We start from the raw sequence: 11934 nt of genomic DNA, 5'->3' as shown, positions 1-11934 counted from the left end.
GGAGCGCGGTCAACCACCACACACAAGCGTTTTGAAGAGGACTGATTCCTATGTTTATTGAACTTCTTGCAGCAGCAGGTGCCGACACTCCGCAGAACCAGTTCGGTTTCTGGGAAGCCATGGAGCAGGGTGCTCCGATCTCCTACATCATCCTGGGCGTCCTGGTGATCATGTCGGTCGGTTCGTTCTACATTCTGATCACGAAGCTGCTCGAACAGCGCAAGATCATGTCGCAGTACTCGGGCGTTCGCTCGCACTTCTGGCGTGCCCCGACGATCCGCGAAGGCGCTGGCAAGCTCGAGAAGAACAGCGCATGGCGCCAGCTCGCCGACGACGCCCTGAAGGCCGAAGACGAGCACGCCAAGATGGCCGACCAGATGGAAGCTCACGACTGGATGCACGGTTCGCTGGCCCGCTCGGAAGCCTCGATCAACGCCAAGCTCGCAGGCGGCCTCCCGTTCCTCGCGACCACCGGCGCGACCGCACCGTTCGTCGGCCTGCTCGGTACGGTTATCGGTATCTACCGCGCACTGATCAACATCGGCCTCGCCGGTTCGGCATCGATCGACAAGGTCGCCGGTCCGGTTGGTGAAGCACTGATCATGACCGCCATCGGTCTGCTCGTCGCCGTTCCGGCGGTGCTTGCCTACAACTGGCTGCAGGCCCGCAACAAGCGCATCGCCGAAATGCTGAACGGCTTCTCGACCGACCTTCTCGCGAACATCAATTCGCGTGGCGCGGTCAAGCCTGCCCTGCTGACGAAGACCTCGACCCAGCAGGCCGGCAAGGCCGCCACGACCGCTCCGGCCCGTCCGGCTGCGGCTCCGAAGGCCTGATAGCCAGGCGACTTCGCATCAGGGGACGGCGCGCCGCCAGCGGTGGCGCGCCAGCCCTCTCAAGACCGAAAACATAAGTTAGGATCCAGATATGGCAATTTCGGCAGGTGGAGGCGGCAACGAAACGCCGATGTCCGACATCAACACGACCCCGCTGGTCGACGTGATGCTCGTGCTCCTCATCATCTTCCTCATCGCCGTTCCGGTCGCGATCCAGACCATCGAAAAGCTGGAAATTCCGGTGTTCGAATCGGTCGAATCGAAGGACAAGGTCGAAAACCTTCTGCTGACCGTCAGCACGACCGATGAGGGCGGCCTCAGCGCCGGCGAACCGGGCTTCCAGGGTGCATCGCGCAACGGCGAATGCCGCGTCTATTTCAACAATACGACGCCGGTCGATTCGCAGTCGCTCTATGACCGTGCTTTCCAGCGTCTCGACAACATCGTGAAGCGCGAAGGCGGCATCGAAGCGATCATGCAGGATCCGGAAAAGATTCCGCAGGTTCACATCCGTGCCGACAGGAACGCCCCGTGGCGCTGCGTCGCAGGTGCGGTCTACAACGTCCAGTCGGCGGGCTACCCTACGGTGGGCTTCATTTCGAACCCGGTCGACCCGAACGGCTGATGCCCCGGCATCACCCGGCTTAAGAATTCAGGAGTAACATCTCATGGCAATGTCAGGCGGCAAGGACGATGGTTCGCCGATGATGGAAATGAACACGACGCCGCTTATCGACGTCATGCTCGTTCTCCTCATCATGTTCATCATCACCATCCCCGTGGCTACGCACTCGGTCGATATCGATCTACCGCAGCCCGACCCCAACAGCACGCCACCGGAAGTCGATCCGATCAAGAACAAGATCGTGCTGACGCAGAACAACGAAATCCTGTGGAACGGCAGCACCATTTCGCAGGGCAATCTCGTCGCCAATTTGCAGCGTTCGCTGACCCTGCCCGTCGAGCCCGAACTGCAGTTCGAGCCTGAACCGTTCGCCAGCTACGATATCTCTGCCCGCGTGCTGCAGATCATCAAGCAGTCCGGCGTGACCAAGTTCGGCTTCGTCGGTAACGAGAAGTATCGCGCATTCGGCACCGGCGGCCCGGCCAACCCGGTCGGCTGAGGTCCAAGTCTAAATCGAATTGAAAGGGGCGGAGCAATCCGCCCCTTTTTCTTTGCCTGACGGTTTCGTCACCGGGTCCGATACAGCGCCGCCAGGCGCCACCATTCAATGCCTCTTGCCAACCCTCCTAGATTGTTACAGTATAACATTCAGAGGAGATTGCTCATGCGATTGAACGCCTATGCGCCGCCGGCTCGCTTCGCCCCCGCTCCGATGAAGGATCTGAACGTCACACCCTTCATCGACGTTCTCCTGGTCCTGCTGGTGATGCTGATCCTCACCATTCCCATCGCGACCCACGTCACCGACATTCCCCTGCCCAATGGCAAGGCCAGACCTGCGGACCCGCAGATCAACACCGTCAGCATCGACACTGCCGGCACCGTCAGCTGGAACGGAACACCCGTCAGCGAGGGCGAACTTGCCGCGTCCGTCGCGCAGGCCGCGGCGCTGCCCAGCCAGCCCGTTCTTCGCTTCGACCCGCAGGATGCCGCGCCCTACGACACATCGGCACGAACCATCGCTCTGATCCGACAGTCCGGTGCAGACAAGTTCGCCTTTGCCCGCCTGCACGAACACCGCGATTTCAGCACGGGAGGCTGAGTTGCGCGGGCCACACCTCCCTTACGATCACGGTCGCCCGATCGCGACACTCGCGCTCGCTCCTCTCGCTGGTGTGCTGTTGACCGTGGCGCTGGTCTTCCTGGCCTTGCGTCCGCCAGTCACGCACGCGATCGTGGTCGATCTGCCAGCACCCTATCCCGACGACTGGATGGTCGACCTCTCACCCAATGTGAACCGCCTGATAGTCACGGAGAGCGGCGAAATCCTCTGGAATAGTTCTGAAATTAGCCATGCCGAACTGCGCCATATCGTGATCTCAGGTTTCTCGCGTCCGGCCGTGGCGTTGCAATTCGACCCGGTCGAAAATGCGCCCTTCGAAGTCGTCCTGCCTGTGCTCGAAACATTGCGCGAGGTGGGCGCGCTCGAAAGCTGTTTTCGGTTTCTTCGCCTCAATCGCTACCGCAATTACGAAGCGGCCCCGGTCGATCTCGACCCCGAGCCGGCCGCTTCCTACGAGTGCATGGACCCAGCCTTCCTCTAATCCTCGAACACTTCCGGCGTATCGACGCGCATCGCCGTGCCCGCAAGCGTCTCCGCCTCCAGCAACAGTTCGTCATCGACCGCACCCTGTGGCGTGCGCTCGCGCCCGATCAGCGTCATTACCGGAACAGCCAGCGGACTGACCCTGTCGAGTTCGACATGGCACATCTGGTCCGCGGCAGTGTCGAGCAGATCGCCGAGGCGGCCGATGTCCGTCATCAGCGCCCGCGCATCCGCCCATGCCGCTTCGAGCAACAGATGGTCCGGCTCGTATTTTCGCAGCACGTCGTAAATCAGGTCGGTCGAGAAGGTGACCTGCTTGCCCGTCTTGCGCTTGCCGGGATGCTGCCGTTCGACCAGCCCGCCGATCACAGCGACCTCGCGGAAGGCGCGGCGGAGGAGGTGCGAATCCTGAACCCAGTCGATGAATTCATGCGCGAGGATATCGGGAGAAAGCAGCGGGCGCGGATCCGCCACCGGCTTCATGCTCCACACCGCGAGGCAATAGTCGTTGGCGTTGAAGCCCAGTGGCAGAAGTCCGCGCTCCTCCATGCGCTTGGTCACCAGCATCCCGAGGCTCTGGTTCGCGTTCCAGCCGACGAAGGTGTAATAGACGGTGTAGTGCTTGCCGCCGTGCGGGAAGCTTTCGACCAGCAGCGTGTCCGGACCCGGCATTTGACTGCGCCAGTCCTGCACTTCCAGCCACTCGCGCACATCGTCGGGAAAGCGCGACCAGCCCGCGCGGTCGACCAGCATCGCGCGCACCCGGTCGGCCAGATGGGTGGTCAGCGGCATCCGCTGGCCGCCGTAGCTCGGTATCATCGCCGCCTTGCTGCTGGCGCGCACCTGCAGCTCCATGTCCTTGATCTTCTCGACTTCGAGATTGATCCCGGCAAACTGGAAGGTGTCACCCGGCGAGAGCGCGGCGGCGAAGCGCTCTTCCACCTTGCCGAGCGAGCGTCCGTTGCGAAAACGCACGTCGAGCATCTCGGAATCGACGATGATCCCGGCATTGAGCCTATGGCGTGCCGCGTGCTCCGGGTGCGTGAGCCGCCACACGCCGTCCTTGTCGCGCACGATCCGCTTGAACTTGTCGTAGGCCTTGAGTGCGTAGCCCCCGGTGGCGACGAAGTTGAGCACTCGCTCCCAATGCTCCTGCGTCAGCCAGGCATAGGACAGGCTCGAGCGGACCTCGGCCAGCAGTTCGTCCTCGTGGAAGGGCGCGGCGCAGACGCAGGCCATGACATGCTGTGCGAGCACGTCGAGCGCGCCGGGGCGGAAGTCCTCGCCATCGCGCTGACCTTCGTCGACTGCTTCCTTCGCCGCCGTCGCTTCGAGGAATTCGAAACGATTGCCGGGCACCAGGATGGCGCGGCTGGGCTGATCGAGCCGGTGGTTGGCGCGGCCGACGCGCTGGAGAAGCCGGCTCGATCCCTTGGGCGCACCCATCTGAACCACGCAGTCGATGTCGCCCCAGTCAACACCCAGATCGAGGCTGGCGGTCGCCACGAGGGCGCGCAGTTCGCCGCGCGCCATCGCGCCTTCGACCTTGCGCCGCGCCTCTTTCGACAGCGAACCGTGGTGGACGCCGATGGGCAGATTGTCCTCGTTCGCATCCCACAGGTGCTGGAAGATGTATTCGGCCAGGAAGCGGGTGTTGGTGAAGACCAACGTGGTGCGATTGCGGCGGATTTCCTCGTAAAGCTGCGGGATCGACCAGGTCGCGGCATGGCCGCCCCACGGCACACGCTCCTCGTCCGGCAGCAGGATCTCGACCTGCGCGGGCGCGCCGGCCTCGCCCTCCACCAGCTGCACCGCGTCGATCTCACCCCAGGGGGCAAGCCATTCGCGAAACGATTCTGGCTCGGCCAGCGTCGCCGACAGGGCGGCACGCTGCATATCGGGCGCGATGGCCTGCAGGCGGCTGAGCGACAGTGCCAGCAGATCGCCGCGCTTGCCGGTGGCGAAGGCGTGGACCTCGTCGATCACCACCCGCTTCAGGCCAGCGAACAGTTCGAGGCTGTCGGGATAGCTGAGCAGCAGCGAGAGGCTTTCCGGCGTGGTCAGCAGCACATGCGGTGGCTTGATGCGTTGGCGCTTCTTGCGGTCAGAGGGTGTGTCGCCGCTGCGCGTCTCGACCCGGATCGGCAGGCCGATCTCTTCGATCGGGGTCAGCAGATTGCGCTGCACGTCATGCGCCAGCGCCTTAAGCGGACTGACATAGAGCGTGTGCAAGCCCTCAGGCGGCTTCGCATCGCCGAGCCGCGATGGCGCGAAATCCGCCAGCGTGGGAAGAAAACCCGCCAGCGTCTTGCCCGCGCCGGTATCCGCCACCAGCAGCGCGTGGCGCCCCGCATCGGCAGCATCGAGCATTTCGCATTGATGCCGCCGCACACGCCATCCGCGACCCGCGAACCAGTCGGCAATCTCAGGCGGAACGTGGGCGGCGGAGGAACTCATCGCCGCCCGATATGGGGACGATGCTCAGTCGTCCCAAGCCTCGGCGTTCTCGGCGTCGTCTTCCGACTCGTCTTCGGCGGCCATGGTCGTGAGTGCCGCGTGTTCTTCCAGCTCCGCCACCGTCTTTCCGACCGCCTTGGCGATGCGCGTCTTCTCGTCGGCGGAGAGGTCGGTGAAGCTGCGCTCAGCCGGAAGATCGGCCATCGCGGTCTTCATCGTTTCTTCCATGTTGCCGAAGCCCTGCATCATCAGTGGCATGGTCGACATCACCGCCGACATGACCTGCGGGTCGGAGAAGAGAGCCATCGATTCGGTGGCGTAAAGCTGTCCAGTCGGGGTTGCGAAAAATGTCGAGATGTCGGCCAGCTGATCATTGTCGAAGCGTACCGCATAGGCCCGCGAGAGGCCGTCGCGCATGGGCTGCTCCATGACGGAGAACATGTCGCCCATCATACCGGTCATCGCGCCCATCATTGCTTCGCCGCGCGTCTCGAAGGCCGGATCGAGCATGAGTGCGACTTCACGCTGTTGTGTTTCGCTCAGCGCCCCGATCTCGTCCTCGTCGAGGCCGAGCTTGCTCTGCAGTACCATGTTGGGACCGCCGAACATGCCGAAGATCGGCTTCATGGTCGATTCCATCACCTGCGACATCAGCTTGCCGTAGAAACCTTCGGGCATAATCGTGCCGACGACCGCGCTCGCCGCCGGAAGCCGGGCTTCCTGCGCCTGCGTCAGCGGCTCTGCCTGAAAAAGGCCGCTTATCATCTGCGAGAACTCGGCAAGCTTCGCCTCGTCCATGTCGACATTTTCGGATGTGTCGATGACGACTTCCGGTTCGTCGTGATGCTCTGCAGCGGCGGGTGAAGCCAGTGCGATCAGACCTGCCGCGCCGAACAGTGTAAAGCCTTTCAACATATTCCCCCCGTTTCTAAACCCTAGTGGCCCACGCTCTCGCCGCGCTCCAGCCCGCTCAGTTCGAGCTGTTCGTCGATCTGCGCGAGGAGACGGTTCAGGCCGTCTTCGCTGTCACTTTCGGCGCGTGCGACCAGCACATCCTGCGTGTTCGAGGCGCGAAGCAACCACCAGCCGTCATCATTGGTCACGCGCACACCATCGGTCGTGTCGGCCACCGCATCGCTTGCCGCAATCCGCTCGGCAATTTCGCCAATGGCAGCGAACTTCCTGCTTTCGTCGACCTGGAAACGCATTTCCGGCGTGTTGAGCATCTGCGGCATATCGGCGCGCAGCTGCGTCACCGATTTGCCGAGATGCGCGGAGGCCGCGATCAGCCGCACGCCTGCATAAAGCGCGTCGTCGAAGCCGTAATAGTCGTCGGCGAAGAACACGTGTCCGCTCATTTCTCCGGCGAGCGGGCTGCCTGTTTCCTTCATTTTGGACTTGATCAGCGAGTGGCCAGTCTTCCACATCAGCGGCTTGCCGCCGTACTGGGAGACGCTGTCGAACAGGGCGCGGCTGGCCTTTACGTCGGCAATCACCGTCGCGCCGGGGCGGTTGCGCAGCACGTCCTCGGCATAGATCATCAACAACTGGTCGCCCCAGATCACCCGACCTTCCCCGTCGATCGCGCCGATGCGGTCGCCATCGCCGTCGAATGCCACTCCGAAATCGAGGTTCTTGTCCGCGACGATGGCCTTCAGGTCGGCGAGATTGGCTTCCACTGTCGGATCGGGATGATGATTGGGGAAGTTGCCATCGACTTCGGTAAACAGCAGGTGATGTTCGCCCGGCAGGCGCGCGGCCAGCATTTCGAGCACCGGCCCCGCCGCTCCATTGCCAGCGTCCCACGCGACACGCAGGTCGGCCAGTTTCTCGGAAGCAATGCCATCGAGCGGGGTAAGCAGGCGCTCGACATACTCGAGCTGGATGTCCACGCTGTCCACGGCGCCCTTGCCGTCCGACCATTCGCCCGCCGCAGCCATCCGGCCGAGCGTCTGGATGTCCTCGCCAAAGAACGGGCGGCCCTGAAAGACCATCTTGAAGCCATTGTAGTTGGCGGGATTATGGCTGCCGGTTATCTGGATGCCGCCATCCATATCCTCGCGTGAGGCCTCGGCATAATAGAGCATCGGCGTTGGTCCCATGCCGATCTTCAGCACGTCGCAGCCGCTTGCCGTCAGACCTTCGACCAGCGCGTGTTCGAGGATGGGGGAACTGACCCGTCCATCATACCCCACCGCCACCTTCGTGCCGCCCGCTGCCCGCAGCATGGTGCCGAATGTGCGCCCGATCGCCCGCGCGTCGTCGGGGCCGAGGGTTTCACCGATGATCCCGCGGATGTCGTATTCGCGCAGGATGGTGGAATCGAATTGATAGCTCATTGCAGCGGCTTAACCGCCGCCGGGCAACTCGTCGAGCAGGATGTCGCGTGCCGCGTTCGCCTCGTGCACCTGGTCGTTGGTGCCGCCCCGGTCGGGATGGACGATGGCGATGAGGCGGCGGTGCGCCTCGATGATCTCGCCGCGCGGGGCATCGGCGCGCACGCCAAGCAGCTTGCGCGCGCGGAACACCGCCTGACTGCGGGTGGATTGCCCTTGCAGAAATTGCCACGGCCATTTGCCGGTAAGTACGCGGACGGCCAGGCAGATGACGCCCGCAATGAGTAGTAGCTTCGTCATGGCTCAGGCAGGTTCCAGCGCGGCGGGTGCATTGGAAGGCATCGGCAGCTTGAGGTTCGCCACCAGCTGGCGCAATTCCTGCCGCGCGACGATGTGGCTGGTGCCGAGCTCGCCCAGATGCCCGCGGTCGAGCAGGGTCAGCCCGCTCGGGAACAGCTCGCGATAGATTACGCGTTCCGACAGGCCTTGCGCCACGCGGAAGCCGACTCGCTTGCTGAGTTCGGTCAGCGCGTTGTCGACGCGGTACTGGTTTTTCGCTTCCATGTGATGCGTGCGGTTGCGTACCACGACCCAGTCCATCTCGCGCCGCTGTTCCTCGATCGTCGCGCGGCTGCGCTTCAGGCGCGCTTCCCAGATCAGTTCCGCATAGAAAGACAGGCGGCGCACCTTGAAGGTCTCCGCATCGACTTGCCCGATCAGGTCGAAATCAACGAAGCTGTCGTTCATCGGCGTCACCAGCGTGTCGGCCTGCGTCGCGACATGGCGCGCCAGCGGATCGTCGCGGCCCGGCGTGTCGAACACGATGAAGTCGCAGCCCTTGCCCAGTTCGCGCGCATGGGCGTCGAGCGCGTCGATATCGCCATCTTCGAACACGTCGAAGCGCGCACCGGGCAGGGTGATGTCTCGCCGCCGCTCCGTCTCGGCGCGGTTCTCAAGGTAGCGGAACAGTGTGCGCTGCCGCGGGTCGAGGTCGATCGCCGCCACTTTCGCGCCTTGATAGGCCAGCGCGACCGCGACGTGCACCGCCGTGGTGGATTTGCCCGTGCCACCCTTTTCGTTGGCGAACACGATCCGGTGGGGGCCTGCTTGGCTCTGCGACACGCTACTCGATATCCTTTTATAGTGCCGGTCGTTGCCAGCCGATTGCGGCGGCGGCTAGATGGCGGACCTGTCAGCGACATATACTGGATAGCAGCCACGCCATGCAAACCGTCACCACGCTCGAACCGTTGAGAACGCAAGTCGCCTCACTGCGCGATAGCGGCGGCACCATCGCGCTGGTGCCGACCATGGGCGCGCTGCATGAAGGTCACCTGACCCTGATGCGCGAAGCGCGGCGCCGTGCCGACCACGTCGTCGCGAGCATCTTCGTCAATCCCACGCAATTCGGCCCGAACGAGGATCTGGATGCCTATCCGCGCCAACTGGCCGAGGATTCCGCCATGCTGGAGGGCGAGGGCATTACGCTGCTATGGGCACCGACCGTGGACGTCATGTACCCCGACGGCTTTGCCTCCAGCATCAATGTATCGGGCGTCAGCGCGGATTTCTGCGGAGCCAGCAGGCCAGGCCATTTCGATGGCGTCGCGACGGTGGTGTGCAAGCTTTTCAATCAGGTCCGCCCCGACATCGCCCTGTTCGGGGAGAAGGACTATCAGCAACTCGCCGTCATCCGCACCATGGCGCGCGATCTGGATCTGACCCTGCCCCATGCTGACGCAATCCACGGCGTGCCCACCGTGCGCGAGGCGGACGGGCTCGCGATGAGCAGCCGCAACCGATACCTCTCGGAACAGGACCGCGCCGCCGCAGCCAACCTCCCGCTCGCCATGCGCGAGGCGATCCAGGCAATCACGATCGGCAGCGACGTTGCCGCAACCCTGGCAGCGCTGGAGGCTCATCTCTTGCAGGCCGGGTTCGACAGCGTCGATTATGCCGCCGTAGCAGACGCCCGCACGCTGGCCCGTCTGAATGAGACACCCAACACCCCCGCCCGCCTCTTGGTCGCCGCCCGCATCGGCGGCACGCGCCTGATCGACAACATGGCAGTCGCAGTGGAACTTTAGACGAAGGAAGAAACTGGCGCACCCGACAAGATTCGAACCTGTGACCTCTGCCTTCGGAGTGCAGAGTTTACGGACAATCCGAGACAAACTGAAACACCGAAGACGTTGAAATAAAGCCATTTCCTATCTCTGCTTGTTTCCAATAATCCCTGCATGTATTCCATACGCATTCCATACAAAACGGAATGAGGGAATTGGCAGTGGCATTGGACCTGAGCAAAGTCGGCAACCGGGAGCGGTTGAAAGTGCAACGCGAGCCGCACTGGCAACGGCTGCGCGCCGGGTGCTTTCTTGGCTTCCGGCCCTCCAAGCGCGGGGGCAAGGGCACATGGATTGCCCGCGTCTATGACGAGGACGCCAGCCGCTATCAGGTGAAGTCGCTGGGCGATTTCGGCACACTGCCCGGGAACGAGATGTTCGCAGCGGCCAAGAAGGAAGCCGAGAAGCTGGCTGAGCTTGTGGAATCCGGCGGCGAAATTCGCGCCAAGATTGAGACCGTTGCCGATGCCTGCCGTGAATATGCCAAGGACCGGCCAGAAGCAGAGCAGCGCTTCAAGCGTTACGTCTATGAGGATGCAATCGCCAAGGTGAAGCTGGACAAGCTACGCCGCCGTCACGTCAAGGAGTGGCGCGAGCGGCTGGAAGCACAACCGGCACTTGTGAGCCGACGCAAGAAGGGCGATCCGGTGGAGCGCGAGCGGGCACCATCTACCGTCAATCGCGACATGGCCGTGCTGCGAGCGGCATTGAGTAAGGTTCTGTCACCCGGCGCACCGAATAGCGAAGCGGCATGGCAGGAAGCCTTGAAGGCCATTCCCAACGCCAATGGACGCCGTACGCTCTATCTGGACCGCAAGCAGCGCAAGAAACTGATCGGAAGCACCGACGCAGAGGCAGCACCCTTTATCCGCGCCCTGTGTCTCTTGCCGCTTCGTGCCGGCGCTATGGCGGCACTCACGGTTGGCGACTTCGACAAGCGCACGGCGGAACTTACCATCGGCAAGGACAAAACCGGGAAACCACGCCGTATTCAGTTGCCGCAAGAGGCTGCGCAACTGCTCGCCAAGCAGGCCAAGAACAAGCTGCCAGGCGCACCGCTTTTCATGCGCGCCAATGGCAAGGCATGGGACAAGGATAGCTGGAAGCGGCCAATTGCAACCGCTGTGAGCGCCGCTGAGCTCCCGGCCGATGCCACCGCCTACACCTTGCGACATAGCACCATAACGGACCTTGTGAGCGCGGGCTTGCCGCTACTCACCATTGCGCAGATTTCCGGCACCAGCGCGGAAATGATCGAGCGCCACTATGGGCACCTTGCAAGTGATGCAGCGGTCAAGGCGCTTGGGGAACTGGCTCTGTGATCGGTATCGCAGGCCGCCATCGTGAGGCTTCCGAAAACGGCACGTAAAGATGATTGGATCGTTGAGGGATTATCTCGCTAAGCTCTGTACGACTGGGCGATTGGGACTGATCGAGGCAGCGAAACGCTGACGAAATACGCCAAAAACCGCAACTCTTCTGCGATCCGCAAGAACGCGAAAAGATATCTCGTGATTATTGGTGTTTATAACGAAGTGAGTGGCCTGCGGCTCAGCGCAAACCCGCTATACTCGTAGACGGGTTGATTCCGCTCAAAACGATATTTCAACGTGAATCCAAAGGCGTATCTCCCGAATTTGCGGGGTACGGTGTGCTCACGTTTCCAGTGACGGTGGAGTGTCCAGAAAAGCGAGACTAGGTGCTTGCGGCGCAACGCATCGCTTACAGTTGGATTTGCAGCCTCGCTGGCGTTTGAGGCTGCTTGTGGGCCGTAAGCTGACTGTCCGGTTCCAGTCATCAGAGGGCGGAAAGCTGCCGTTCGGCTTACGTTTAGAGTTTCGGACGCCGAGAGGCGTCGGAAAGTCGACGGTGCCCGAACCTGCGGGCCGCATGCGATGAGCTATGGGGATTTCGAGTTTGGGCTGGTCCTGGCGTCTGCTGACGACGC

12 protein-coding genes are annotated in these 11934 nt (G+C 62.6%); 7 read left to right on the top strand and 5 right to left on the bottom strand.

What is annotated here, in order from left to right:
* The first annotated feature begins 50 nt into the window (after positions 1-50).
* From ACXYN8_RS00060 to ACXYN8_RS00040, 5 genes are all read left to right on the top strand, one after another.
* Positions 51-836, top strand: coding sequence for a MotA/TolQ/ExbB proton channel family protein (locus ACXYN8_RS00060; RefSeq protein WP_458887219.1), 786 nt, complete (start codon positions 51-53; stop codon positions 834-836).
* 91 nt (positions 837-927) lie between these two features.
* Positions 928-1461, top strand: coding sequence for an ExbD/TolR family protein (locus tag ACXYN8_RS00055; RefSeq protein ID WP_458887218.1), 534 nt, complete (start codon positions 928-930; stop codon positions 1459-1461).
* 43 nt (positions 1462-1504) lie between these two features.
* The gene (locus ACXYN8_RS00050) at positions 1505-1960 is read left to right on the top strand and encodes an ExbD/TolR family protein (RefSeq protein ID WP_458887217.1); all 456 of its coding nucleotides are present in this window, start codon (positions 1505-1507) and stop codon (positions 1958-1960) included.
* A 165-nt stretch (positions 1961-2125) separates the two neighbouring features.
* Positions 2126-2563, top strand: coding sequence for an ExbD/TolR family protein (locus ACXYN8_RS00045; RefSeq protein WP_458887216.1), 438 nt, complete (start codon positions 2126-2128; stop codon positions 2561-2563).
* 1 nt (position 2564) lies between these two features.
* A complete protein-coding gene (locus ACXYN8_RS00040; RefSeq protein ID WP_458887215.1) occupies positions 2565-3065 on the top strand; it encodes an ExbD/TolR family protein in 501 nt (166 codons plus the stop codon).
* Here the strand turns inward: ACXYN8_RS00040 and ACXYN8_RS00035 are convergent.
* Genes ACXYN8_RS00035 through ACXYN8_RS00015 form a run of 5 tightly spaced genes read right to left on the bottom strand, consistent with a single transcriptional unit; the run spans position 3062 to position 8982 of the window.
* The gene (locus ACXYN8_RS00035) at positions 3062-5524 is read right to left on the bottom strand and encodes a ligase-associated DNA damage response DEXH box helicase (protein ID WP_458887214.1); all 2463 of its coding nucleotides are present in this window, start codon (positions 5522-5524) and stop codon (positions 3062-3064) included. The genes ACXYN8_RS00040 and ACXYN8_RS00035 overlap by 4 nt on opposite strands.
* Positions 5525-5548: 24 nt before the next feature.
* Positions 5549-6436, bottom strand: coding sequence for a DUF2059 domain-containing protein (locus tag ACXYN8_RS00030; protein WP_458887212.1), 888 nt, complete (start codon positions 6434-6436; stop codon positions 5549-5551).
* 23 nt (positions 6437-6459) lie between these two features.
* Positions 6460-7863, bottom strand: coding sequence for a phosphoglucomutase/phosphomannomutase PgmG (gene pgmG, locus ACXYN8_RS00025; RefSeq protein ID WP_458887211.1), 1404 nt, complete (start codon positions 7861-7863; stop codon positions 6460-6462).
* A gap of 9 nt (positions 7864-7872) precedes the next feature.
* Positions 7873-8160, bottom strand: coding sequence for a J domain-containing protein (locus ACXYN8_RS00020; RefSeq protein ID WP_458887210.1), 288 nt, complete (start codon positions 8158-8160; stop codon positions 7873-7875).
* Positions 8161-8163: 3 nt separating this feature from the next.
* Positions 8164-8982: a division plane positioning ATPase MipZ gene (locus tag ACXYN8_RS00015; RefSeq protein ID WP_458887209.1), complete on the bottom strand. Its 819-nt coding sequence runs from the start codon at positions 8980-8982 to the stop codon at positions 8164-8166.
* A 101-nt stretch (positions 8983-9083) separates the two neighbouring features.
* Between ACXYN8_RS00015 and panC the strand changes: the two genes are divergently transcribed.
* Together panC and ACXYN8_RS00005 are read left to right on the top strand one after the other, a co-directional pair.
* Positions 9084-9947 (top strand): pantoate--beta-alanine ligase, encoded by an 864-nt coding sequence (gene panC, locus ACXYN8_RS00010; protein ID WP_458887208.1) that lies wholly within the window; start codon positions 9084-9086, stop codon positions 9945-9947.
* Between the two features lie 200 nt (positions 9948-10147).
* On the top strand, positions 10148-11308 hold the full coding sequence (locus ACXYN8_RS00005; RefSeq protein ID WP_458887206.1) for a tyrosine-type recombinase/integrase: 1161 nt from the start codon (positions 10148-10150) through the stop codon (positions 11306-11308).
* Positions 11309-11934: the final 626 nt, after the last annotated feature.

Source organism: Altererythrobacter sp. CAU 1778, from assembly GCF_054482795.1.
This window is presented reverse-complemented; position numbering and strand designations above follow the sequence as displayed.